Annotated in this window: 16 protein-coding genes; 9 read left to right on the top strand and 7 right to left on the bottom strand. The window is 70.6% G+C overall.

What is annotated here, in order from left to right; translation table 11 throughout:
* Positions 1-221 precede the first annotated feature (221 nt).
* From LZ199_RS18870 to LZ199_RS18860, 3 genes are all read left to right on the top strand, one after another.
* The gene (locus LZ199_RS18870; protein WP_253995109.1) at positions 222-947 is read left to right on the top strand and encodes a lysophospholipid acyltransferase family protein; all 726 of its coding nucleotides are present in this window, start codon (positions 222-224) and stop codon (positions 945-947) included.
* Between the two features lie 9 nt (positions 948-956).
* Positions 957-2,840, top strand: a complete 1,884-nt coding sequence (locus LZ199_RS18865; RefSeq protein ID WP_253995108.1) for a hypothetical protein — start codon at positions 957-959, stop codon at positions 2,838-2,840.
* A 127-nt stretch (positions 2,841-2,967) separates the two neighbouring features.
* Complete coding sequence (locus LZ199_RS18860; RefSeq protein WP_253995107.1) at positions 2,968-5,733, top strand: PQQ-dependent sugar dehydrogenase; 2,766 nt, start codon at positions 2,968-2,970, stop codon at positions 5,731-5,733.
* On the opposite strand, the gene LZ199_RS18855 is transcribed toward LZ199_RS18860, so the two are convergent.
* On the bottom strand, positions 5,724-6,359 hold the full coding sequence (locus LZ199_RS18855; protein WP_253995106.1) for a hypothetical protein: 636 nt from the start codon (positions 6,357-6,359) through the stop codon (positions 5,724-5,726). The genes LZ199_RS18860 and LZ199_RS18855 overlap by 10 nt on opposite strands.
* A gap of 236 nt (positions 6,360-6,595) precedes the next feature.
* On the opposite strand from LZ199_RS18855, the gene LZ199_RS18850 reads away from it, so the two are divergent.
* Positions 6,596-7,840 carry an exonuclease SbcCD subunit D C-terminal domain-containing protein gene (locus LZ199_RS18850; protein ID WP_253995105.1) on the top strand — a complete coding sequence of 415 codons (1,245 nt, stop codon included), beginning with the start codon at positions 6,596-6,598 and terminating at the stop codon, positions 7,838-7,840.
* A complete protein-coding gene (locus LZ199_RS18845; protein WP_253995104.1) occupies positions 7,837-11,691 on the top strand; it encodes an AAA family ATPase in 3,855 nt (1,284 codons plus the stop codon). The genes LZ199_RS18850 and LZ199_RS18845 overlap by 4 nt, the downstream gene beginning before the upstream one ends.
* A gap of 10 nt (positions 11,692-11,701) precedes the next feature.
* Here the strand turns inward: LZ199_RS18845 and LZ199_RS18840 are convergent, their stop codons facing one another.
* Both LZ199_RS18840 and LZ199_RS18835 read right to left on the bottom strand, forming a co-directional pair.
* On the bottom strand, positions 11,702-12,631 hold the full coding sequence (locus tag LZ199_RS18840) for a serine/threonine-protein kinase (protein WP_253995103.1): 930 nt from the start codon (positions 12,629-12,631) through the stop codon (positions 11,702-11,704).
* A gap of 3 nt (positions 12,632-12,634) precedes the next feature.
* Complete coding sequence (locus LZ199_RS18835) at positions 12,635-13,441, bottom strand: TIGR02266 family protein (RefSeq protein ID WP_253995102.1); 807 nt, start codon at positions 13,439-13,441, stop codon at positions 12,635-12,637.
* A gap of 219 nt (positions 13,442-13,660) precedes the next feature.
* Here LZ199_RS18835 and cglD point away from each other — a divergent pair, with 219 nt between their 5' ends.
* Complete coding sequence (gene cglD, locus LZ199_RS18830) at positions 13,661-17,047, top strand: adventurous gliding motility lipoprotein CglD (RefSeq protein ID WP_253995295.1); 3,387 nt, start codon at positions 13,661-13,663, stop codon at positions 17,045-17,047.
* Positions 17,048-17,201: 154 nt separating this feature from the next.
* On the opposite strand, the gene LZ199_RS18825 is transcribed toward cglD, so the two are convergent.
* Positions 17,202-18,965, bottom strand: a complete 1,764-nt coding sequence (locus tag LZ199_RS18825; RefSeq protein ID WP_253995101.1) for a M14 family zinc carboxypeptidase — start codon at positions 18,963-18,965, stop codon at positions 17,202-17,204.
* Positions 18,966-18,996: 31 nt separating this feature from the next.
* Positions 18,997-19,932, bottom strand: coding sequence for an MBL fold metallo-hydrolase (locus LZ199_RS18820; protein ID WP_253995100.1), 936 nt, complete (start codon positions 19,930-19,932; stop codon positions 18,997-18,999).
* Positions 19,933-20,028: 96 nt separating this feature from the next.
* Here LZ199_RS18820 and LZ199_RS18815 point away from each other — a divergent pair, with 96 nt between their 5' ends.
* Positions 20,029-20,988 carry an alpha/beta fold hydrolase gene (locus LZ199_RS18815; RefSeq protein WP_253995099.1) on the top strand — a complete coding sequence of 320 codons (960 nt, stop codon included), beginning with the start codon at positions 20,029-20,031 and terminating at the stop codon, positions 20,986-20,988.
* 20 nt (positions 20,989-21,008) lie between these two features.
* Here the strand turns inward: LZ199_RS18815 and LZ199_RS18810 are convergent, their stop codons facing one another.
* Positions 21,009-21,218 (bottom strand): hypothetical protein, encoded by a 210-nt coding sequence (locus LZ199_RS18810; RefSeq protein WP_253995098.1) that lies wholly within the window; start codon positions 21,216-21,218, stop codon positions 21,009-21,011.
* A gap of 665 nt (positions 21,219-21,883) precedes the next feature.
* A complete protein-coding gene (locus tag LZ199_RS18805; protein ID WP_253995097.1) occupies positions 21,884-22,099 on the bottom strand; it encodes a hypothetical protein in 216 nt (71 codons plus the stop codon).
* 148 nt (positions 22,100-22,247) lie between these two features.
* On the opposite strand from LZ199_RS18805, the gene LZ199_RS18800 reads away from it, so the two are divergent.
* Positions 22,248-23,708: a sensor histidine kinase gene (locus LZ199_RS18800; RefSeq protein WP_253995096.1), complete on the top strand. Its 1,461-nt coding sequence runs from the start codon at positions 22,248-22,250 to the stop codon at positions 23,706-23,708.
* Positions 23,705-25,129 (top strand): sigma-54-dependent transcriptional regulator, encoded by a 1,425-nt coding sequence (locus LZ199_RS18795; protein WP_323389793.1) that lies wholly within the window; start codon positions 23,705-23,707, stop codon positions 25,127-25,129. The genes LZ199_RS18800 and LZ199_RS18795 overlap by 4 nt, the downstream gene beginning before the upstream one ends.
* Positions 25,130-25,230 lie beyond the last annotated feature (101 nt).

Below are 25,230 nucleotides of genomic sequence, written 5' to 3'. Positions count from 1 at the left end.
CGGGTGAAGGCGAAGACACCCCCGTCCAGTCTCAAGGTCGCGGGGCCCACGCCCCATGCGCTCAGCGGGTGCCATTCGGGGTATCGTCCGCCCTGAGACGCCCGCCCCCCGGGCAGGCGTCTGCGCGTGTCCGGACGGTGGTGGCTGTATCGCCTCCTCCCGGCACGCTATGTCCGGTGTCCGATGATGACCTCTCGCCTCGAGCCTTCTGGCCCTCCTCGATGAAGTACCTCGTCACCGCCTGGTTCTGGGTCGTCTTCCTGCTCACCGCGCCCGTGCTCTTCACGCTGGGCGCGCTGCTGCTGCTGGTCACCTATCCCTTCGACCGGGACCGGCGGATGTTGCACTGGCTGGTGTGTGGCTGGTGCCACTGGCTGTGGCTGCACCTGTCCCCGGGCTGGCGCACGCGCTTCGAGGGCAAGGAGCACCTGCCCCAGGGGCCGTGCGTCATCGTGGTCAACCACCAGTCCGCCATGGACATCCTCGCCGTCATGGGGCTGAACCACCCGTACAAGTTCGTGGCGAAGGCCTCGCTGTTCAACCTGCCGCTGGTGGGCTGGATGATGACGCTGCTGGCCTACGTGCCCATCGTCCGGGGCTCGTCCAGCGCCATGCACCAGCTGCTGGACCCGTGCCGCAAGTGGCTGCGCCGGGGCATGCCCGTCCTCATCTTCCCGGAGGGCACCTATGCCACCGGTGGCCAGCGGCTTCCCTTCAAGCGCGGCGCCTTCCAGCTCGCGCTGGAGGAGCATGTACCGGTGGTTCCCATCGTCGTGGAGGGCACGACGGAGCTGCTCGACGGAGACGGCCCGTGGATGAACGCGCGGGCGTCCATGCGCGTGCGCGTGCTGCCGGCCCTGCCGCCGGAGTCGCTGGGGCAGGACGCGGCGGAGCTGGCCGAGCGGGTGCGCACGCTGTACGAGCGCACCCTCGCCGTGGGCCGCTGAGTCACGCGCATGGGCTGGCTGCTTTGGACCTTGGAGACGTGGCTTGTGGTGGTCGCCGCCTGGGCGCTGTCCGCCGCGCTCTTGCGTGAGCGCTCCACGTTGGAGCGCTGGATGGCCGCGCTCCTCTTCGGCGCCGCGAGCATCCTCACCTGCGTCCAGGGCCTGGGCCTGCTGGGGCAGCTGGGCCGCGTGCAGCTTGCTGTCGCGGGGCTCGTGCTCCATGGCGCCATGCTCGCGGTGGCCGTGTCGCGCGTCGGTGTCGCGGAGCTGTGGGCCCGGCTTCGCGCGGACGTGGGCGCTCCGGTGCGGCTCTTGCGCGACGTCTACCGGCGCCAGGAGCTGGCCGCCTGGGCGCTCCTGCCCGCGGCGTGCGCGCTCGTGCTCTCCAGCGTCATCGCCTGGTCCTTCCCCAACTGGGCCTGGGACGTCGTCTGGTACCACGTCCCCAAGACGAACTACGCGGTGCAGACGGGCAGCATCACCTGGGTGGATACCTCCGTCTGGTACGTCAACGGCTACCCCGAGCTCACCGAGCTGCTCTCCGTCTGGAACGTGCTGCTGCCCCGGCATACGCGCCTGGATGACCTGTCGCAGGTTCCCTTCGGCCTGTTGGGCGCGCTCGCGGTGGCCGCGCTCTGTCGCCGGGCGAGCGCGAGCCCCGCGCTGGCCGCGTCACTGGGCGCGATGTGGCTCGCCCTGCCGGCGGTGTTCCTCCAGCTTCACACCTCGCACGCGGACGTGGTGGCGGGCGCGCTGTTCATCACCGCCTTCTACTTCCTCACCGAGAAGGACTGGAGTCCCGTCGCGCGCACGCTGACGCTGCTGGCGCTGGGCCTGTACGCGGGCACCAAGGTGACGGGCCTCTTCCACCTCGCGCTGCTGTCTCCGCTGCTGCTCGTGCGCGGCGGGCTCGTGCTGTGGCGCGCGAAGGGCGCGAGGTGGCGGACACTGGGGCAGGCGGGGCTCGCGGTGCTGCTGCTGCTCTGGCTGGGCGCGCCCACGTACGTGGAGAACGCGGCGCGCACCGGCAACCCGTTCTGGCCCGCGCGCATGCGTGTGCTGGGCCGCGAGCTGGCGGGCACCATCGGCGCGGAGGAAATCGCAGGCCCTCCCGCCTTCTTCGGCGCGCCCGGGGCCTTCGAGCGCATGGTGGACAATTGGAGCGCGAAAGAAGGGATGTACTGGCCCGACGTGCGCGAGCGCGCCTTTGGCTGGCTCTTTCCGTACCTGCTCCTGCCCGTGCTGCTGTGGGTGAGCGCCTCCGCCCTCTTCAGTCGCGAGCGCTGGTTCAGGTTGTCGCTGCCGCTGCTCGCGGGACTGGCGGTGCTGGTGCCCGCGGCGTGGTGGGGGCGCTTCACGCTGGCGCTTCCCGCCGCGGGGCTGGTCGCGTTCGCCGTGCTGCACCGGCAGTTGGGCACGCGCTATCTCCAGGCGCCGCTGTCCGCCCTCGCGGCGTTCCTCTGCGTGGCGTCCTTCGCGAAGGCCTCGGTGGGCTATCGGGTGCTGCCGACGGTGGGCCCGCGCGCCTCGCCGGACGTGCGGGACGAGGACCGGATTCGTCTGCAGATTGGCTGGTTGTGGCCGCTGGACGCGATGCGCCTGCGCGAGCAGGAGCTGCGCCCCGGTGACGTGGTCGCCTACGACAGCGCGACGTCCTTCCTGGGTGAGTACTGGACGGACGACCTGCGCAACCGCGTCGAGTACGTCAACCACGAGGGCAATGACGGCGTGTACCTGGACAAGCTCCGCGCCCTCCGGCCACGCTGGGTGAGCGTGCGTCGAGCGAGTCCCGCCGAGCACCTGCTGCGCGCACGGGGGCAGGCCTTCGAGCAGCTCTTCGACTGCCCCCTCAGCTCCGCCGTCATGTACCGCGTCACTCGCTCCGACTGGTAGGTACCTCGGCGCCATCAGGGAGTGAAGGCCACAGCCTCGCTGAAAGACATCGGTGAGGGTGCGAGCCCGCGCGGCGCGTCCGATTGAAGGACAGGGCGCCCGCGCTCCGTGCTGTATCTTCCGGGCCATGCGCCAACTCTTGATTCTGCTGCTGTTGCTCGCCGCGCCAGTCTGGGCCGCTGTACCCACGGGTTTCACCGAGACCGTCTACACGGCGACCGCCCTGGACCAGGCCACGGGCATGGCGTGGGCGCCGGACGGTTCCGGACGCTTGTTCGTCACCATCAAGTCAGGGGCCATCCGGGTCGTCTCCACGGTGAACGGCCTGCCGCAGACGACGCAGCCGGGCAACACCACGCTGGTGACGAGCCTGTTCGCGACGGAGCCTGCCGTCCACACCAACAGCGAGTGCGGCGTCATCGGCATCGCGTTCGACCCGAACTACATCGTCAACCGCTACGTCTACGTCTTCGTCACCGTCTCCGCGTCGGAGCAGCAGATTGTCCGCTACACGGACTCCAACGGTACGGGCACGGCACGCACGGTGATTGTCTCCAGGCTGCCCACGCGCGGAGAGAACCACGACGGCGGCGGTATCGGCTTCGGGCCGGACGGCAAGCTGTACTTCGCCATTGGCGACCTGGGGAACGGCACCGGCGTGGATGCGGACCTCACGTCGATGGCGGCGAAGGTGAACCGGGCCAACCGCGATGGCACGCCCGCCAACGACAACCCGTTCAACGACGGCGTGGGGCCGAACAACGAGTACGTCTGGGCGCGCGGCTTCCGCAACCCGTTCACCCTGACCTTCCAGCCGAGCACTGGCCTGCTCTGGGTCAATGTGGTGGGCACCGGCTACGAGCAGACCTTCGTCGTGAACCGGCGCAATCACGCCGGCTACAACGACTACGAGAACAACCAACCGGCCGGAAACGACTCCATCACCCCCGTCATCAAGTACCGCACCAACAACCTGGACACGCGCTCCCTCGCCGCGACTGGAGCCGTGCGCGCGGGCGGTATCGCCACGTTCACCACCACGGGCACCCACGGCTTCCGCAAGGGCGAGAAGCTCACCATCGAAGGCGTCGGGGACGTGTCCTTCAACGGGGACTTCTACGTCGCCAGCACCCCCAGCGCGACGACCTTCACCCTGACGCAGACGGGCTTGCCCGATGTCAGCAGTGGCGGTGGCACCGCGAAGACGCAGCAACTGGGGGGATGCATGAACGGCGGCGTCTTCTACGACTCCACGCTCTTCCCGGACGAGTACCGCGGCAACTACTTCTTCGGCGACTACAACTCCGCCAACTTCATGCGCGTCACGCTGGTGCAGGACAACACCGTGGCGACGGTGGACCTGTGGGGGTCGAGCTTCAGCGCGTATGTCGACGCGTCGGTGGGACCGGACGGGGCGCTGTACACCATCGGCGTCTCCGGCGGACGCCTGCGCCGCATCGTGCCGACGGCTCCCGGACAGCGTCTGGTGGTGTCCGGACTCTATCCGCGCGTCGTGGAAGGCGGCCGGGCCACCTTCACCGTGCGGCTGGCGGAGGCACCCTCGGCTCCGGTCGTCGTGGATGCCTTCAAGGCGGCGGGTGGCAGCACCGACCTGCGCGTGTCCGGCGTCTCCACCTTCACCTTCACGCCGGAGAACTGGAGCGTTCCCCGCGTCGTGACGATTGAGGCGCTGGAGGATGCGGACGCGGTCGTGGACACGGCCACCTTCACCGTGGCGTCGAGCGGGCTGACCTCCGAGTCCGTGCTCGCGACCACCATCGAGGACAACTCCGCGCAGCTCGTGCTCTCGTCCAGCAACGTGCGCGTCACCGAGGGCGAGACGGCGACGTTCGACGTGTCGCTGACCCGCGCGCCCGCGAGAAGCGTGACCGTCACCGTGGCGCGCACCGCGGGCGATGCGGACCTCTCCGTGCAATCAGGAGCCTCGCTCACGTTTACGACGGCCAACTGGAACACGCCGCAGACCGTCACGCTGAGCGCCGCCGCGGACGCCGACAACGCGGACGGTGTCGCCACCTTCACCGTGTCCGCGCCGGGCCTGGATTCGCGCGCCGTCACGGTGACCGAGGAGGACCAGCAGAACCTGGCGCCCGTCATCACCTCCACGGCCCCTACCACCGCGGTGGTGGGCAATCCGTACCGCTACGACGTGGAAGCGCAGGGCCGACCGGCGCCCACGTACTCGCTCACCACCTCGCCGCCGGGCATGTCCATCGACGCGGCCACGGGCCTCATCTCCTGGACGCCCACGACGGCCATGACGGTGGAAGTGGTGGTGCGCGTGGCCAACACCGTGTCCCCGGACGCGACGCAGACCTTCTCCATCACCGTGAAGGAGGACGAGGCGCCCGTCGCGGTGCTCACGCGGCCCACGGCGGAGGAGCGCGTGTCGGGTGCGTCCGCGGAGTTCTACGGCGACTGCATCGACGATTCCGGTTGCACGCGCGCGGAGTTCTTCGTCGACGGAGTGCAGCGCTACGTCGACGAGCGCACGGACAACCACTTCCACTTCGGCGGCGAGCACAACCGCTGGGACACGACGGACCTGTCGCCCGGTGGCCACCTGGTGAAGTTCGCGGTGGTGGATACGGCTGGGAACCGGAACGAGGTCGAGGTGAAGGTGTGCGTCGGTGACGGCGACTGCACGCTGGTACCGCAGGGGCCTCCAGATGCGGGCTCGGAGCCGGACGCGGGCGTGTCACCGGACGCGGGCGTGTCACCGGACGCGGGTTCGCAGCCCGACGCCGGCCCCGTCCCCCAGTCGCCCGGGGAGGATGATGGCTGCGGCTGCGGCGCCGCGCCGGTGGGCCCGCTCGCGTGGGTGGCCCTGGCCGCGCTGGCGATGTCGCGCCGCCGCCGTCGTCAGGACTGACGGCCGCGCGCCTTGAGCGCTGGTGCTCGCCCGGCCGACTGAAGCAGGGTGTCGGCCAGGGCGAGCGCCGGAGCGATATGGGTCTCCAGCTTCTCGGTGGAGCTGGGGATGCCCTGGTACTCCGCCTCCAGCAGTCCGGCGACGATGGAGAAGCGCTGGTAGTGACGGTGGGCGCGCAGCAGGTGTTCGCCCACCTGGGGCGTGGTGAGCAGGGCGTGTGACTCCGGCGACAGGCCCTTCAGGTCGAGCGCCGAGTCCAGCGCTACGTCACCCAGCTCCTCGTCGCGCACGCCGAACAGCTTCAGGAACTTGTTGCCCAGTCCCTCGGTCTCCAGATGCAGCTCCTGGGGCACGAGGTCGCTCACGTCCAGGCGCAGCACCATCACCTGGTGCGAGCCCTTGCCTCGGCCGCGCACCTCGGTGAGGAGGGAGAGCTGGCGATCCTGGTGGAGCCCCTGCACCTCCATGAAGTCCTTGGAGCTGGTGAAGCTCCAGCCTCGCCGCGTCGCGAAGACGAGCCACGCCTTGCGCTGCCGACGCTTGTCCCGGGCCGCGAGGGCGAGGATGACGACGACGAAGAGCCCCATGCCCAGGAGCGCGAGCCATGGGGCGAGCGTGGATTCCATGAGGGAAAGCATCTCCCCGAGGGGACGGGCTCGGCCAGTCACCTTCTGGGGTTCACCGCGCCTGCAGGACGTGGGGGGCCGGGTGGGGCCGCAAAGCCGCGAAATTCCAGATGCTTGCCCGCATGTCAGAGGGAGCGTGTAAGGGAGCAGGCGCCCGGCGCTTGGAGCAGGCGGCCTCCCCGGAGGAGGCTGCCGGGCGGCCTGAGTGCCGTGGGGTGAGGGAGGGTGAACGCGGGATGCGCTTGCTGCACACGTCGGACTGGCACCTGGGGCACACGCTGTACGACGTCTCGCGGGAGGCGGAGCACGGCGCGTTCCTGGAGTGGCTGCTGGACACGCTGGAGGCCCAGGCGGTGGACGTGCTGCTGGTGGCCGGCGACATCTTCGACACCTCCAACCCGAGCGCGGAGGCCCAGGCGGCCTGGTACCAGTTCGTCGCGAAGGCCCGACGGCGGCTGCCCCGGCTGGACGTGGTCGTCATCGGTGGCAACCACGACTCGGCGGCGCGGCTGGATGCGCCAGACCCGCTGTTCGCGGCGCTGGGCGTGAAGGTGGTGGGCGGGCTGCCGCGCGAGCGGGGCGCGCTGAACCTGGAGCGCCTGCTGGTGCCGGTGCACGACGCGAAGGGGCGCGTGGGGGCGTGGGTGGCGGCGGTGCCGTACCTGCGGCCGTCGGACCTGCCGCCGGTGGCGGAGGACGCGGGGGACCGGTTGGTGGAGGGCGTGCGCGCGGTGTACTCGGAGGTGCTGGAGGCCGCTCGGCACCGACGTCAGCCAGGGCAGGCGCTGGTGGCCATGGGCCATTGCTACATGACGGGCTCGGAGCTGTCGGTGCTCAGCGAGCGGAAGATTCTCGGTGGCAACCAGCATGCGCTGCCCGTGGAGTTGTTCTCGGACGACGTCGCGTACGCGGCGCTGGGGCACCTGCACAAGGCGCAGCGCGTGGGCGGGCGCGAGGGCGTGCGCTACAGCGGCTCGCCCCTGCCGTTGTCGCTGTCGGAGGCGGGGTATCGGCACCAGGTGTTGCTGGTGGACTTGAAGGGGGCCGAGCTGGAGGGCGTGCAGTCCCTGCCGGTGCCGCGTCGCACGGAGATGGTGCGCGTGCCGGCGCGTGACGCCGCGACGCTGGAGGAGGTGCTGGCGCTGCTGGAGGCGATGCCGGCGCTGGAGGCGGACGCGGAGGAGTGGCGGCGGCCGTATCTGGAGGTCTGCGTGTCGCTGCCCCGTCCGGAGCCGTCGCTGCGGCAGAAGGTGGAGAAGGCGCTGGAGGGGCGCGCGGCCCGGCTGGTGAAGCTGACGCCCGCGTACACGGGCACGGGAGGCGCGCTGGCGGAGGTGAGCCCGGGGCTGTCGCTGCGAGAGCGCACGCCCGAGGACGTCTTCCGGGCGCGGTATGCGCGGGACTATGAGGAGCCGCCCTCGGAGGTGTTGTTGGAGGCGTTCCATACGCTGCTGACGCAGGTGCAGGAGGACGCGTCATGAAGGTCCTCTGTATTCGCGGCAACAACCTGACGAGCTTCGCGGGGAACTTCGCGCTGGAGCTGGACAGGCCGCCGCTCGACAGGCTGGGGCTGTTCGCGATTACGGGCGCGACGGGAGCGGGCAAGAGCACGCTGCTGGATGCGCTGTGTCTGGCGCTGTTCGACCGGACGCCCAGGCTGGGCGGACGCGGTGGGGTGCCGGTGGGTCGCGCGGACGAGGAGGAGGAGGCGCGGCTGTCCGCGTACGACGTGCGCGGGATGCTGCGGCGGGGCGCGGGCGAGGGCTTCGCGGAGGTGGACTTCCAGGGGAAGGATGGGAAGCGCTACCGGGCGCGCTGGTCCGTGTGGCGGGCGCGCAGTCGCGCGGAGGGGCGCTTCCGGCCGCAGGAGATGACGCTCACGGAGGTGGCCACGGGGCAGCAGTTCGGCCGCACCAAGGGCGAGGTGCTGGCGGCCATCCAGGAGCGGCTGGGGTTGTCGTTCGACCAGTTCCGCCGCTCGGCGTTGCTGGCGCAGGGCGAGTTCGCGGCCTTCCTGAAGGCGGATGCGAGCGAGCGCGCGGAGCTGCTGGAGCGGATGACGGGCACGGAGGTGTACAGCCGGCTGTCCATGGCCGCCCACGAGAAGAACAAGGGTGAGCAGGAGGAGCTGATGCGCCGCGAGCAGGGGCTGGCGGCGATTTCGCTGATGGAGGCGGGGGAGCGCGGCGCGGCGGAGGGGCGGCTCGTCGAGGAGGCCCAGGCGCGCGAAGAGGTGGAGGCGCGACTGGGGGAGGCGGAGGGCGCGGCGGCGTGGCACGCGGAGCGGGCGGCGCTGGTGGTCGCGCAGGGGGAGGCGGAGGCGCGGGAGGCGAAAGCGACGGAGGCCCTGACGGCGGCTGCGCCTCGGGCGAAGAAGCTGGAGGAGGTTCGCGCGGCGGAGTCCTTCCGCGGGCCGGTGACTGCGGCGGAGGGGGCGCGGCGGCGGTGGGAGGAAGCGGACGCCGCGCGTCGGACTCGTGGCGCGGAGGTGGAGGAGGCGAAGGCTCGGACGGCCGGGTTGTCGGGGGCGTTGCGGGTGGCGGAGGAGGGGCGGGAGAAGGCGCAGTCGGCGCTGGAGGAGGCTGCGCCCGCGTTGGAGGCGGCGGCGGAGCTGGATGCGCGCAGCGCGACGGCGGCGCGTGAGGCGGAGGAGGCGCGGGCGCGGGCGCGGGTGTCCGAGGCCGAGGCGGCGAAGGCCCGGTTGGCGTTGGAGGAGGTCGCGGTCCGCGAGGAGGCCGCGCGGGTGGCGGGTGAGGGGGCCCGGGTCTGGTTGTCGGAGAAAGCCCACTGGGAGCCGCTGGCGAGGGAGTGGCCGCGCTGGCAGCGCGAGCTGGAGCGGTACGAGGTGGCGCTGGGCGAGGGACGGACGGCGCGGGCGACCGTGGAGAAGCTGCGCGGGGACGTGGACCTGCTGCGGGGCGCGGAGCGCCTGAGGCGCCAGGAGCGGGACTCGGCGGCGGAGGCCGAGGCGCGCGCGCAGGCCGCGGCGACGCACGCGGAGGCTTCGCTGGGCGAGGGGACGGGCGTGGAGCGGCGGGTGCAGCGCGAGTCGCTGCTCGCGAGGCAGGAGACGCTGCGCGCGCTGGAGTCGGCCCGGCAGGGGCTGTGCGCGGGCGAGGCGGAGGCGGCAGCTTCCACGCGTGAGGCGACGGCGGCCCAGGAGGAATCGGAGTCCGCGTCAGGCGCGGTGAGGGACGCCGGGCTGCGACGGCTGGAGCGTGAAGCGGCGTTGAAGGAGGCGCGTCGTGCGCTGTCCGTGGCGCAGGCGACGCAGGGCCACGCGGCGCAGCGGGCGCTGCTGCGCGAGGGTGAGGCGTGTCCGCTGTGTGGTGCCACGGAGCATCCGTATCGGCACGAGGTGCCCGCCCTGGCGGGGCTGGTGGCGGAGTCCACCGCGCGGGTGGAGACGCTGGAGTCCGAGCGGAACGAGTGCTCGCGAGAAGAGGTGGACGCGAGCGCGAGGCAGGCGGCGGCGCGAGCGCGAGTCACGCAGGCGAAGTCTCGGCGTGAGGGCGCGGCGGCCCGCTGTGCGGAGCACCGCGACGCGTGGGCACATGGGTGCGAGCAGTGGCGGGCGCATGCCCAGGCAGCGCGGGGTGCGGTGCCTTCCGAGGGTGTGCGGGACGCGAGCGTTCCATCCCTTGCGACTCGAGTTGTCACGCGCGATGAGGTGCCCGAAACAGGCTCGGCGCCGGAGGCGGGTGTCTGGCTGGAGGCGATGGTCGCTGACGTCCAGGCGAAGCTGTCCGCGCTGAAGGCCGAAGAAGAGGCCGCCGAGGGTCTGGCTCGAATGGCGCGCGAGGCGCGTGCGGCGCTGGAGGCACAGCGCACCCGCCGAGAGGTGGCCTCCGAGGCGCTCCGGCGCGCGGAGGAGTCCTTCACGCGAGCGGAGGGCGCGCTGAAGGAGGTCCTGGCCAGGGTGGAAGCGGCGGACGCGACGGTGCGTCAGGTGCTCGCGGACGTGTCCCCCATCTTCGCCGCGGACGCGGGATGGGAGGCCAAGCTGGAGGCCGCTCCCGCGGACTTCCGGCAGAAGTGCGGCAAGCGCGTCTCCATGTGGAAGGAGCGCGAGGACATCGTCCAGAAGGCGAAGGCTCGCGAGGACGAAGAGCAGCGACACCGCGCCCGCGCCCAGGGCTTGCTGGAGGTGAGCGCCCGTCGCGCCGAGGAGGACGCCGCGCAGGCTGTGCTCAAGGAGCAGGCCCGGGATGCGGCGGCTCGGGCTCGCGCCGCGCTGCTGGAGGGGCGGCCCACGGAGGAGGTCCGCGCGGAGCTGCGAGCGAAGCAGGCATCAGCACTGGCGGCCTACGAAAGGGCGCGCGAGTCGGCCGAAAAGGCACGACAGGCGGAAGGCGTGGCACAGGCCCGCGCGGAGGACGCGGCGCGCGACCTCGTTCGGGCGCAAGAGGCGCTGGAGCTCGCCCGGCGGGAATTGGAGCAACGGCTGGCGGCCCAGGGTGTCTCGCTGGACGCGGTGAAGGCGCTGCTGGCGAATGATTCCGCGTGGTGCGAGGCGGAGGCGCGGGCGTTGGCCGTGCTGCGCGAGGCCCAGGCCCAGGCGCGCGCGGTGCACGACGAGCGTCGCGAGCGTCGCACGGGACACGAGGCGAGCGGACCGCCGCGCCTGTCAGAGGAGGAGGCCACCGCCACCCGGGAGCGCCTGCGCGCGGACGTGGTGGTCCGGAGGCGTGCGGAGGCGATGCTGCGTGCGCGACTGGAGGCGGACGACGCGGCCCGAGCCCGTCACGGCAGCGAGGCGCAGGCCATCGCCGAGCGCAGGCGCGCGGGCGAGGTGTGGAAGGCGCTGGGTGACCTCATCGGCTCGCATGATGGAAAGCGCTTCAAGGTCTTCGCCCAGAGCCTCACGCTGGATGCGCTGTTGTTGCACGCCAACGCGCACTTGCAGGAGCTGGCGCGGCGCTACCGGTTGATGCGGGTGCCCGGGCATGACCTGGACCTCCAGGTGGTGGACGGGGACATGGGCGACGAGGTGCGGGGCGTGGCCAGCCTGTCCGGTGGCGAGAGCTTCCTGGTGTCCCTGGCGCTCGCGCTGGGGCTGGCCTCGCTGTCCTCGGAGACCACGCAGGTGGAGACGCTCTTCATCGACGAGGGCTTCGGGACGTTGGACCCGGAGACGCTGGAGGTGGCGTTGGCCACGCTGGACGCGCTCCAGGCCACGGGGCGCCAGGTGGGCATCATCTCCCACGTCTCTGGCCTGGCCGAGCGCATCGGCGTGCAGGTGCGCGTGGTGAAGCAGGGCGGTGGCCGCAGCCGGCTGGTGGTGGAGGGAGACCTGGGCCTGCCCTACGTCGCGGTTCAGCAGCTCGCGTGAGGTCCGCGCCTCACGCGCCCGTGCCCATCAACCCGCGCACCACGGCGGCCACGGCCAGCGGGGTGGCCACGCGGTCATCCGAGAGCGCCGCGAGGGCCCTCGCGAACTGCTCCGCCGAGCTGAAGCGCTGCGAGGGGTGAGGCGCCAGCGCGCGGTCCAGCACCAGCGCGAGCGCGTCCGACACCTCGGGGACCTGCATCCGCACCGGCTTCACGCGGCCATGACGGATGGCGGACTCCACCTCCTCGCCAGGGCCGGAAGGGAAGGGGGACTCCAGCGACAGCAGCTCGTACAGCAGCACCGCGGTGGCCCACAGGTCCACCGCCACGGACACCTCGCCCGCCAGCAGCTCCGGCGAGCGATAGTGCTGCTTGCCCAGGCGCCGCGCATCCAGCGCCACCCCCGCCCGCGAGCGCGCCACGCCGAAGTCCGCCAGCTTCACCTCACCGGTGCGCGACAGCAGCACGTTGTGCGGCGACACGTCACAGTGCACGACGCCCAACGGACGGCCCGTGGTGCTCGTGGCCTTGTGCGCGTGCGCCAGGCCCTCCAGCACCTGCCGGACGATGAGCACGGAGATGTCGATGGGCAGCTCGATGCGCCGCCGCCGGCACTGCGCCAGCACGCGCCCCAGGTCAGGCCCCTCCACCAGCTCCAGCGCCAGGTAGCCCCCGTCCGACAGCTCGCCGTACTCCACGAAGCCGACGATGTGCGGGTGTCGCAGGCACCGGGCCAGCTCCGCTTCGTGCAGGAGCTGCTCATGCGCCTCGTCGTCGTGTGAGCGCTCCGGCCGCACGCGCTTGAGGGCCACGTGCTCCCCGGCCCTCGGGCCCTCCTTCACGCGCGCGAGGAACACCTCCGCCATGCCGCCGCGTCCCAGGCGGGACAGCAACTCGAAGCGGCCACAGTCCCTCGGCCAGGTCTCCACGACGACGTCCATGACTCAGCTCGCCCCACCCACCAGGCTCGCCAGGTAACCGTCGAGCGTCTGGGAGAAGGTCGCGTCGTCACTGAGGAACGCGAGCCCCACGCCGCCGCTGTAGGGGTCATCCACCACGTGCACCACCACGGCCTCTCCCTGGAGATGCTCTCCGTTGGGCAGCCTCACGTCCACGGTGACGACGCTGTCGGTCGGAGGCCGGTGCGCGGTGCGCACGAAGAGCCCCCCGTTGGAGATGTTCAGCGCGTGCTCCCGCACGAAGTCCAGCTCGGTGCGGAACTCCAGCTCCAGCCTCACCGCGAAGCGGCGGCCCCGGCGCTGGGGACTGCCCGGAGGCGCGGACGGCACGCGGCGCGGATCATCCTCCGCCAGGGGCACGGCGGCGGCGGGCGGTGTCGCCGGGGGCGAAGGCGGCGCCGCGGGCACGGGAGGCTCGGGCCGGGTGGCCAGCGCGCTCACGTGCTGCTCCAGCGCGCGCGCGGCGGCGGTGCGCTCGTCGCCCCCAAACGCGCGCCCTCCCGCGAAGGTGCTGTTGCGAAGCGCATCGCGCTCCAGCTTGGGCAGGCGCCACAACTCCACGAAGGTGCCACCACTGCGCTTCACCTCGTCGGCGAGCCGCTCCACCGCGGCACGCGGATAGCCAGGGGCCTCCACCTTGAGCTCGATACCGGCCTGCTCGGCCTGCACGGCGACCACGAGCTGCATCGATTGAGCGGAGGGCAGCATCTCGCCAAGCCCCTCCACCACCGCCGCGGCGCGTTCTGGTGAAGCCCCTCTATTCCACAATGCCGCGAGACCGAAGACAGGCACGAAAGAGACGATAGCCGACGCTTCCCACCCCGCGAACTCTGTTCGCCAACAGTCATGGCGCAATCCGCCCATGAGGTTGGACAGCGAGCATACGAAGAGCGACGAAGGACTCGTACGCAGGGGAATAGTCCCTGACCAAAAGGCTCAGGTCTTCATAGACTTCGGTTTCCCCCTGACTCATCCCAACCCCCCCCGGAGTCAGGGCCATGGAGTCGAATGATGCGCATGCCCTTCGCCCGGCTCATTGCCTGCGTGCTCGTGTCAGCTTCGTTGCTGGCCGGCTGCGGTGATTCAGACCCAGACCCCAAGCCCTCCGGAAATGGTGACGACGACGCGGGTACGACCATCCCGGACAGCGGCCCGCCGCCGCCGGAGGACGCGGGCGTCGAGCCTGACCCGGACCCGGACCCGGGGACGGTGCCGACGGATGTGAACGACAGCAAGAACCCGACCAAGGACTCCGACTGCGACGGCCTCACGGACGCGGAAGAGTTCGCCAACGTCTACGCGGGTGGGTTGAAGACGGACCCGGGTCGTCGTGACACCGACGGCGACGGCATTCGCGACGGCGTGGAAGTGGGCCGCACCTCCAGCATCAACACCGGCTGCTCCTTCCGCGCGGACATGGACCCGACCTCCGTGACGTCGCCGGTGAAGGCGGACACGGACGGCGACGGCATCCCCGACGGCCTGGAGGACACCAACCGCAATGGCGCCCGCGAGGTGGGTGAGACGGACCCCAACGCCATCGACTCGGATGGTGACGGGCTGGCGGACGGCGTCGAGGACGCCAATCAGAGCGGCACGGTGAGCCCCGGCGAGACGGACCCGCGCAAGCGCGACACGGACGGCGACGGCCTGTCGGACAGCCAGGAGCGGACCATGGGCACCAACCCGCTCAATCCGGACACGGACGGCGACTCGTGCAGCGACGGCGAGGAGGACCGCAACCGCAACGGCGTGCGGGACACCGGCGAGACGGACCCGAAGGTGGCCGACTGCGCCGCCTCCATCCCCGACGCGGACTTCGACGGCATCCCCGACGCGGTGGAGACCGCCACGGGCACCAACCCGAACGCGGCGGACTCGGACGGCGATGGCCTGAACGACGGCATCGAGGACGAGAACAAGAACGGCAAGGTGGACGCGAACGAGTCGGACCCGCGCCTGGCGGACACCGACTGTGACGGCCTGCAGGACGGCCCGGGCCGGGGTGGCTTCCTGGGTGAGGACGCCAACGGCAACGGCAAGGTGGACGGGAACGACACGGACCCCACCAACCCGGACACGGACGGCGACGGCCTTCGCGACGGCGTGGAGCGCGGTGTGACGACGGCCGCGGCGCCGCGCAAGGACTGTGGCTACTCGGGGGACACGGACCCGGGCACCACCACGAGCCCCACGACGGCGGACTCGGATGGTGACGGCATCGCGGACGGCGCGGAGGACGCGAACCAGAACGGCCAGGTGGACGCCAACGAGTTGGATCCGAAGAACCCGGCGGACGGCGCGCCCAACACGCCGGCGGGTCAGGCGTGCCGCGCGAACAACCTGCGGCCTGTCACCTTCAAGGAGGACAACGGCGCGGACGTGCGGCTCGCGCTGCCTGCCACGTTCAAGGACGCCAACATCACCAACATCACGGTGGCGGGCTCCACGGTGGGCGTCATCGGCTGGGACGACACGAATCAGGTGACGCTGATTGCGTACAAGCGTGGCGCGGTGGGCGGCTCCACCACGCCCGCGGGCGACGAGGCGGGCATCCGCGGCGCTTCGTTCTCCTCCGCGACGAGTGACTACGCGCAGACCTTCACCACCTGGGACGGCTACGCGGCGCTGGCGGCGCGCTACTCGCTGGCGGGCGGCGATGACCTGAAGACGCAGACGAACAACCTGGTGCGGTCGCTGGTGCCCTCGAGCGCCGGCTCGCTGGCGGGCTCGGCGGGCATCGCCGGTCCGTTCACCATCCAGGCGCAGTACGTCCACCGCTCCAACGACAGCGTGCTGGTGGTCATCGCGATTACGCCGACGGCTCGCTACAACGAGGCGGGCAGCCTGTTCGCGCTGGCGGACACGGCAGGCGGCTCGGCGCTGGCGCAGTTCGGCGACGCGGACGCGGTGCAGTGCGAGCTGTTCACCTCGCGCCAGGCGGTGGTGGACTTCCTCTTCGTGGTGGACGACTCCGGCTCCATGTCCAGCTCGCAGCAGTCGCTGGCGGACGCGGCCACGGCCGTGGCGAACAAGCTGGCCAACTCCACGCTGGACTGGCGTCTGGCGATGATCACCACCAGCTACACCTCCACCAACAACAACCACGTCAACCGCAACCTGGTGCGTGGCTTCACGCGCAACGTCAACCAGTTCCGCGCGTGGCTGACGCAGAACAGCACCTGCGCCACCGGCCAGTGCAACAACCTCACCATCCCCGCGGGGACGACACCCACCACCTGTACGAACAACCAGTCGTGCTGGGTGGGGTTGAGCGGCTGGGGTGACGAGAAGCCCATGGAAGCGGCGCGGGCCGCCATCAACAACGTGCTGGTGCCGAATGGCACGTCCTCGGACACGCGCATCCGCGACGGCGCCAAGCTGGTGGTCGTCATCCTCACGGACACGCACGACTACTCGGCGGACTCCATCGCCACCTTCGAGCAGTACTTCAAGAGCACCGGCACCACGGCGGCGACGAAGAACCCGCTGAACCAGGTCATCCAGGTCCACGGCATCATCTGCCCGCCGGAGTTCGCCACCAGCAACACGGCGACGTGGTGTCACAACCAGGAGGACCCCCGCAACCCGAAGCACCTGGACATCATCCAGGCGACGGGCGGCGTGGTGGGCAGCATCCGCAACTCCACCTCCATCACCACCACCATCAACGGCATCATCGACAGCGTCATCGCGTCGGTGGGCTACCGCACCCAGCAGCCGCCCATCGGCGCGTCGGTGAAGGTGTCGGTGGCGACGGTGGCGGACGCGGTGGCGTGCCCCACGGCGTCGGACCTGCCTCGCAGCCGCACCAACGGCTTCGACGTGGACGGCATCAACCGCACGCTGTCGTTCTTCGGTGGCTGCCGGCCGCAGGCGGACAACACGGCGGCGGCGGTGTCCTACCGTTACTGGAGCGACCGGACGACGAACGCCAACGGCGTGCCTCCTCCGTGCCGCGCGGACCCGTACTACGACGCGACGGAAGCGGACTACTGCGACGGCAAGCTCTCCTGCAACCGGACGACGGACAAGTGCGAGTGCCCGTCGGACTGCGGTGGTGGGGGTGGTGCTCCGGGCCAGGTGTGCAACACGGACCCGGCGGTGTGCGCGTACACGTGCGCCTCGGACTGCGGTGGCACGTGCGGCACGTATGAGTCGTGCAACTCGGCGACGTGCGCGTGCTCGTGCGTCCAGACGGCCACGTGCGCGGCGGGCTACAAGTTCGACCCGAACGTGTGCGCCTGCGCGTGTGACACGTCGTCGCTGAGCTGCGGCTCCACGTCCACGCCGGATGCGGCCTCGTGCTCCTGCGCGTGCAAGGCGAACTGCGGCGGCTGCCCGTCGAACACGGCGTGCAACCCGAGCACCTGCGTCTGCGAAGGCATCATCGGCTGACGGTGACGTGACGCGCCGGCCTTCCTCTTGAGTGCCGGCGCTTCGGAGTGCTTCGTCGGAACATGAAGAAGGCCCCGGTGGCGGTGAAGCCTCCGGGGCCTTCGTGTTTCAGGGCGTCGTGAGCCCCCGGGAGTCGAGGCCCGGAGTCCTCAGGCTACCGGCCGGCGGTGAGGCCCGTGGGCGCGGTGGCGGTGCGGAAGATGGGGTAGACGCGGTGCTGGGTGTCGCGAGCGGGGTGGCGCTCGTAGAAGAAGCGCACGCGGGCGCGCGGGTCCTTGGCGAAGGCGGGGTCCTTGAGCTTCGCGTCCCACGCGGCCTTCACGGTGGCGTCCTTCGCGAGCAGCTCCCGGGCGAAGGGCTCCAGCACGTAGTCCTCGACGTATTCCTTCTGCTCGAAGTGGGCGTTGAAGAAGCCCCACGCCAGCAGCGAGTCCGGCGCGGTGGGCTCCAGCAGGTGGGCCACCAGCTCCACGCCCGGCTGCGCGGTGGGGACGTACAGCGCGCCCGCGGCCAGGGCCTGGGACTGCTTCGCCCACGTGCCCTGCACGGAGAGCGTCTGACGGCCCTCGTTGGACTGGGGGCTCCACTTCGCCTCGGTGGCGCGGAAGACCTCCACGTCGGTGGCGGGCGTCGGGCGGGACAGGCGCTGGAAGCGCAGGCCGTGGGTGGTGAGCTTCTCGGCCACCCAGGCGGCGTGGGACGGCGGCACCAGGTAGCCACCCGAGGGGATGGAGATGGTGAGCGCGGGCTCCACCTTGTCGAAGTACGGCACGTTCCACACCTGGGGCTCGGAGTCGTCGTAGCGAATCCACGTCTGGCCGGAGACGTCGGAGGCGCCGCGCTCGTAGGCGTAGCCTCGGAAGGCGATGGGGTGGCTCTCTGACGTGTTCTTCCACGCGACGACGACGTCTCGCGTCTTGCCGGCCTGGGCCTCCGCGTCCACGGCCTTCACGGCGCTCATCAGCCCGGCGCCATCGCGGGCGACGAGGCGCAAGAGGCCGGCGACGACATCGCGCGTGGTCTTCACGCGCTCGGCATAGGGCTTCCAGGAGTGCGTCTCCACGAGCACGCCGAAGCGGTGGTGCGCGGCGGCGTAGGCGTGGCTGAAGCGCGGGGGCGGCACGCCGTAGGCGAAGCCGGAGGTCGGGTCATCGTCCTGGATGAACGAGGGGTAGAACTCCAGCGGCTGGTGGCCTTGCGTCTCCAACTCCTGGAACAGCTCCTGGCGCAGCTTCACGCCGAGGGTGCGCAGGCTCTCCGGGCCGGACTTCTGCGGCTCGATGCCGACGGCGACGTCGGGCTCGAACTTGGCGCCGTCGGTGACGTGCAGGTCCGCGTAGACGAGCGCGTTCCAGGAGTGGAGGTAGCGCAGCAGGGCCACCATCTCCGGGCTCTCCGCCTTGGTGTAGTCGCGGTTGAGGTTGAGGTTCTGCGCGGTGACGCGCCAGCCCATCTCCTCGGGGCCCACCTGGTTGGGGCGGTTGTTGGGGCCAAAGCGCTCGTGGCCGTCGGCGTTGAAGACGGGGACGAAGACGGCGGTGACGCCCTTGAGGACCCCCGGCAGCGTCTTGCCGGAGAGGATGTCCCGCAGGAGCGCGAAGCCCGCGTCCTTGCCGTCGATTTCACCGGCGTGGATGCCGCCCTGGAAGAAGACGACGGGGCGGCTCTTCTTCGTGTTGGCGGCGGGGGTGAGGGTGCCGTCGGCGCTGGCGACGAGGGCGAGCATGGGCCTGCCCTCGGGGGTGGTGCCGAAGGTGTCGCAGCGCACCTTGCCGGGGTAGGCATTGGGGAAGGCGCGGCAGAGCGACTCCACCTCGGGGTAGCGGCCGGTGCGAGTCCAACCGCTCTGCTCGGACGCGGTGGTGAGCGGCGGTGGGGACTGGGAGAGCGCCAGGGAGAGGGCGGTGGCGAGGAGCATGGCCAACCCTCAACACAGGCCCCGGTGGGTTTCAACCGCCGCGCACGGTGAGCGTTCCACCCACCGGTAGGACGTGGACGTGCTCATGTGGCCAGCCCCGGCGGTTCCACTCGGCGTCCAGGCGGCGGGGCGGTTCGTCGAGCGGCTCGTCGGTGAGTTTGAAGGTGCCCCAGTGCATGGCGAGGAACTCCCGGGCGCCGAGCGCCTCGAAGGCGCGGACGGCCTCCTCGGGGTTCATATGCTGGCGGCTCATGAACCACTCCGGGTCATACGCGCCAATGGGGAGCAGGGCGGCGTCGAGCTTGGGGAAGCGGCGGCCAATCTCCTGGAAGCCGTCGAACCAGGCGGTGTCACCGGAGTGGTAGACGCGGGCGCTGGAGCCCTCGACGACGAAGCCGCCCCAGAGCATCTCATTGGCGTCATTGAGGCCGCGTCGGCTCCAGTGCTGCGAGGGGACGTAGTGGACGGTGACGGGGCCCACCCGGGTGGACTGCCACCAGTCCAGCTCGGTGACGGCGAGCTTGGAGCCCTTGAACACAGGGGCGTGTCCCAGGCCGGTGACGACGGGGGCGCCCACGTCGATGAGCGTGGGCAGGTCCAGGTGGTCGTAGTGGTTGTGGGAGACGAGGCTCGCGGCGATGGGCGGCAGCTTGTCGATGGGGACGCCGGGCGGGACGTTGCGGTGGATGACGACGTTGATGGCGTCGCGCAGCACGGGGTCGATGAGGAGGGACAGGCCGTCGAGCTGGACGAGCCAGCTTGCGTGGCCCAGCCAGGTGAGGCGCGCGCCCTCGCCGGGGGCGGGAGGCGTGGCGAGCAGGGAGAGGTCCGGCTCCACGCGAGGGACGGGCGCATGGTCGGGCGACTTGCGGCGGCGGCCGGAGAGCTTGTCGGCCACTGCCCATTTGAAGACGCTGCTGAACGGCTGAGGGCCGCTGCCATCCAGGTTCTTGAAGCGCAAGGCCATGATGCGTGCTCCTCGAAAGACACCGGAGCCCGAGGCCCCGAGCCTCTGTCATGCTCGCGGGAAGGTGCAGTTCGCAAGGGGAATGGAGCCCCTCCCATGGTCGACATCACACATCGCACGCTCGAGACGAACGGGATTCGCCTTCATGTCGCGGAGGCGGGGAAGGGGCCTCTCGTGTTGCTGCTCCATGGGTGGCCGGAGTCCTGGTACTCGTGGCGGCATCAGCTTCCGGCGCTCGCGGCCGCGGGCTATCGCGTCGTGGCGCCGGATGTCCGAGGTTTTGGACGCAGCGACAAGCCGGGGCCGGTCGAGGCGTACAGCCTGCGCAACCTGGTGGCGGACTTCGTGGGGCTGCTGGATGCGCTCGGGGAGAAGACGGCGGTGGTGGTGGGGCACGACTGGGGTGCGGCGATGGCGTGGACCTGTGCCGCGCTTCATCCGGAGCGCTTCCGGGCCGTCGTCGGCATGAGTGTGCCGCATCTGGGGCGGACGCCGATGCCTCCCACGCAGCTCTTCAAGGCGGTGTTTGGAGAGAAGTGGTTCTACATCCTGTACTTCCAGCAGCCCGGTGTCGCGGAGGCGGAGCTGGAGGCGGATGTGTCACGGACGATGCGCACGGTGCTGGCGGGCAGCGTCGCGGGCTTCGACACGACGTCGGAGTTGGTGCGCGCGAGGAAGCCGGGGGACGGGTTCCTCACGGGCATCGAGACGCCCAAGACGTTGCCTGCCTGGCTCACGGAGGAGGATGTCGCGTACTTCGTGAAGGAGTTCGAGGGCAGCGGGTTCCGGGGTGGGTTGAACCGCTATCGCAACATGGACCGGGACTGGGAGGAGCTGCCGGAGCTGGCGACGGTGCGAATCGAGCAGCCGGCGCTGTTCATCACGGGAGAGAAGGACCCGGGGCGTGCACTGGCGCCGGTGGACTTGATGAAGCCGCTGGTGCCCCACCTGAAGGACATCCTCGTCATTCCTGGCGCGGGGCACTGGGTTCAGCAGGAGCGCCCCGCGGAGGTCAACGCCGCGCTGTTGTCGTTCCTGAGGTCGCTGCCCGCGTGACGGTGCGGAGGGAGGGTCTGTCACCAGTCGGGGTGACAGACCCAGGGACTGGAGGGGCGGCGCTGGAAGCAGCGGTAGCCTTCGTCGCAAGTGTTGGGGCCCTTGGGGTCGCAGGGCTGCTCGCAGGCCCAGCCGTCACAGACGAGGCCATCGGGGCAGGGGGGGAAGTCCTTGCCGCAGCGCTGCTCGCACTCGGACCAGATGCGGTCGGGTAGATGGGAGGCGTGCATGAACTCGCACGTCTGGCCCGAAGGGCAGGGTGTCTGCTGGCACTGGGGGCCGAGCACCCTGGCGCAGGCGGAGGCGCCTTCTTCGTGGCGGATGCAGTGCTGACCTTCGGGACAGCCACTCTTCTCACAGGTGGGAAGGCAGAGCGGTTCGGGTTGGGTGTCCGCGCAGAAGAAGTCCGGAGCGCAGCTTTCTGGCTCCGTCAGCGAGCAGGGGCGCGCGCAGAATCCTCCTGAACTCCCGCAGATGAATCCAGGTGCGCAGGCCTCTTCCCGAGAGGCGGGAACCTTGATGCACCGCTCTCCTTCCGTGCGCACGCCGAGCAGCAAGCAGTAGCGCACCATGGGGCCATGGCCTTCCGTCGCGAGGAGTTGGCAGTGTTGTCCATCCTCGCATTGCGCATCCGTGAGGCACTGGCTGTCAGCGCAGTACTGGGCATGAGCTCGCGCATCCATGAGGCAACCCAGGAGTGCCTCACAGTCGGTGCTCCGGGTGCAGTTCCGGTGATAGGTCCGCAGTGGGCCGCGTTCCTCTTTGGAGAGGAGGGGGCTGACGGGGCGTCCTCGAAAGAGTTCGGGTCTCTCGGGTTGAAGTGTGCCGCCGAGGATGAGCACCAATGGCAGTGGAAGGAGCAGCGCGACTCCGACCCCCATGGGTGTTCGCCAGTTCATTCCACTTCACCGCAGCGTTGGATGCACTCCGCGCTTTTCGAGGCGGCTCCACCACAGTAGCGCTCGCGCTCCACGCTGGAGCAGCGTGTCGGGATGTTCTCCAGCGCATCCTGATGCGCGGCCCGGTCCACAAGGCCGTCACGTCGATGCACCTCCGGACAGCCCATGACGGCGCAGGCCAGCGCACAGACCCAGACGGTCAGCCATGGCATCGCTGTGCCCCCCGACAGAGGAAACGACACCGGCATTCTACCGAAGGTAGGAAGTCGCGGAGACAACCTGGGTGATGGGGCGAGTGAGACTGTGCAAGCGCCGACATCGCTCACCCACACAGCCCCTCACTCCCTTATATAGAACGCGATGCTGCCCACCTCCGGCTCCACGACTCGCAAGCTGCTGCTCGCCTTCGGTGCGCTGGTGGCGCTGTTCACCGCCGCCTCGGGCTTCGCGCTCGCTCGGCTGGCGGACATTCATGATGCCTCGCACGAGCTTCGCGAGGCCGGCGGCCGGGTTCGCGAGGCACTCGAGCTGGCCACCGCCGTGAGGGACCAGTACGCGCATCTGGCCCACACCATCATCCTCGGCAACGCCAGCCACGTTCACTTCCACGAGGAGTCGCGAGCACGCGTCGAGACGCTCACCCGTAAGCTCCGAGAGCAGGCTCAAGACGCCGAGGAGCGCGCCTGGGTGGCGGACATCCAGGAGAACGGTGACGCGCTGGACCGGCTGTATCGCGAAACGCTCCTGCCCGCCGTGCTGGCGAAGGACCACGCCGCCGTCACCGCCGCCCATGGCCGCGCCTTGGAACGCGTCTCTCTCATCCAGGCTCGCGCCGAGGCCCTCGCGCGACGCTTCGACACCTCCATCGGCTCCTTCGAGGAACACGTCGCCGCCGTCGAGCACACCAGCTTCCGCTGGGCCTTGCTCCTCCTCGGCGGCGCCACGCTGTTCGCCGTGGGCGTGGGCATCTACATCGGGAACTCCGTGGCCCGCCCCGTCGCTCGTCTGTCCGAAGGTGCCGCGAGGCTCGCCCAGGGCGACCTGCACACGCGAATCCCCGAGGACGACCCGGGAGAGCTCGGCCGACTCGCCGCGCAGTTCAACCGGATGACCGAGGCCCTGCGCACGCATCAAGCCCAGCTCGTTCAACACGAGAAGCTCGCCAGCGTCGGCCGACTCGCCGCGGGCGTCGCGCACGAAATCAACAACCCGCTCGGCGTCATCCTCGGCTATGTGCGCATCCTCCAACGCAAGGCGGAAGGCGCCCTCGCGGAGGACTTGAGAGTGGTGGAGGAGGAGGCCGTGCGTTGCCAGCAGATCGTCGAAGGACTCCTCGACCTCTCCCGTCCGGGCCAGGGCCCGGTGGAGCAAATCCCCCTGCGCGAGACGTGTGAGGACGTGGTGGCGAGGCTGCGCGAGGCGGAGAGACTCGGACAGGTGGACGTGCGCGTGGAGGGCTCGGCGAGCGCGTGGGCCCAGCCCGCGCGACTGCGTCAGGTGCTCCTCAACCTGGTGAAGAACGCCGCCGAGGCCGCCGGAACCGGTGGCACCGTTGAGGTCCGAATCGCACCCGCGAAGGACGGCGGCGCGAGCGTGGCCGTCTCCGACTCCGGCCCTGGCGTGAAGCCCGAGGACCGACGCCGCCTCTTCGAGCCCTTCTTCACCACCAAGTCCACCGGCACGGGCCTGGGGCTCGCGGTGAGTCAGGCCATCGCGGAGGCCCACGGAGGACGCATCGAAGCGGACACGAGCCCGCTGGGAGGCGCGCGCTTCACGCTGCGGCTGCCCCCCGTGTCGGCGGAGCGGGAGGCGATGGCGTGAGCACTCAAACGCAACCTGGCGTCCTGGTGGTCGACGACAAGGAGAACATGCGCAAGCTGTTCTCCCGCATCCTCGGAGACGCCTACGCCGTGACGGAGGCCGCTGACGGCGAGCAGGCCATGGCCCTGCTGGCCTCGCGTGACTTCGACGTGGTGGTGACGGACATCCAGATGCCCGGAGCGGACGGCTTCGCGGTGCTGCGCGAGGTGAAGCGCCGCGCGCCCGACACCGAGGTGATTCTCGTCACCGCGTTCGCCAGCATCCCCAAGGCCGTCGAGGCCATCAAGGACGGCGCCTACGACTACCTCTCCAAGCCGTTCGACCCGGACGAAGTCGCCCTCGTCGTGGCACGCGCGCTGGAGAAGCGTCGCCAGGGACGAGAGGCCGCGGGACTGAAGGCTCGGCTCGCGTCGGCCCCCGACCTCCACGGCCTGCTGGGCGGGAGCGCCGCGATGCATGCCCTGCACGGACTGATCTCCCAGGTCGCGGCGAGAGACCTCACGGTGCTGCTCACGGGCGAGACAGGCACGGGCAAGGAGCTGGCCGCGCGGGCCGTCCACAAAGAGAGCCCCCGCGCCGCGAAGCCCTTCGTCGCGGTGAACTGTGGCGCGCTCCCCGCGGAGCTCGTGGAGAGCGAGCTGTTCGGCCACGCGAAGGGCGCCTTCACGGGCGCCACGGTGGCGAAGCCCGGACTCTTCGAGGAGGCCCACGGCGGCACGCTCTTCCTCGACGAGATTGGAGACCTTCCGCTGCCCGTGCAGGTGAAGCTCAACCGGGCCCTCCAGGAGAAGGAGGTCCGACGCGTGGGCACCACCGTGCCGGTGAAGGTGGACGTCCGCGTGGTGGCCGCCACGCACCGCGACTTGTCCGCCGAGGTGGCCTCGGGCCGCTTCCGCGAGGACCTCTATTACCGCCTCAACGTGGTGACGGTGCGTCTGCCCGCGCTGCGAGAGCGACGCGAGGACGTCCCGCTGCTGGCGATGCATTTCCTGTCCCGCTCGGGACGGCCCGAGGTGGAGGGCTTCACCGCCGAGGCCCTGCGCGCGCTCGCGTCCTACGACTGGCCCGGCAACGTGCGTCAGCTCGAGAACGCGGTGGCGCGAGCGGTGGCCGTGGCCCGAGGCACGCGAATCACTCCCGAGGACCTCCCTCCCGAAGTGGCCACGTCACACGGGGGCACCTCGGGTGCCACGGCCCCGGGCGTGAGGGCCACGGCGGACTCCCTGGCGAAGCTGCCCTACCGCGAAGCGGTGGACGGCGCCCGCGACACGGTGTCCCGCGAGTACCTCACCGCGTTGATGCAGGAGTTCAGCGGCAACGTCACCCACGCCGCCGAGCGCGCTGGCATGGAGCGCGAGAGCCTCCACCGGTTGCTCAAGCGCTACGGGGTGCGCTCGGACGACTTCAAGCGCTCCGAGTGAGACGCCGCCGCCAAGTGAGGCGGCGTCGCCGTGGTTCAGCACACCTCTTCGGGCTGTAGCGCCTCGCGAAAGGCACCTGCGAGTGGCACAGGGGCGAACGC

Origin of the sequence: Myxococcus qinghaiensis (genome assembly GCF_024198215.1) — a bacterium.
Taxonomy (GTDB): Bacteria; Myxococcota; Myxococcia; order Myxococcales; family Myxococcaceae; genus Myxococcus; species Myxococcus qinghaiensis.
The sequence above is the reverse complement of the archived record's forward strand: the minus strand, read 5'-3'. Positions and strand labels throughout refer to the sequence as shown.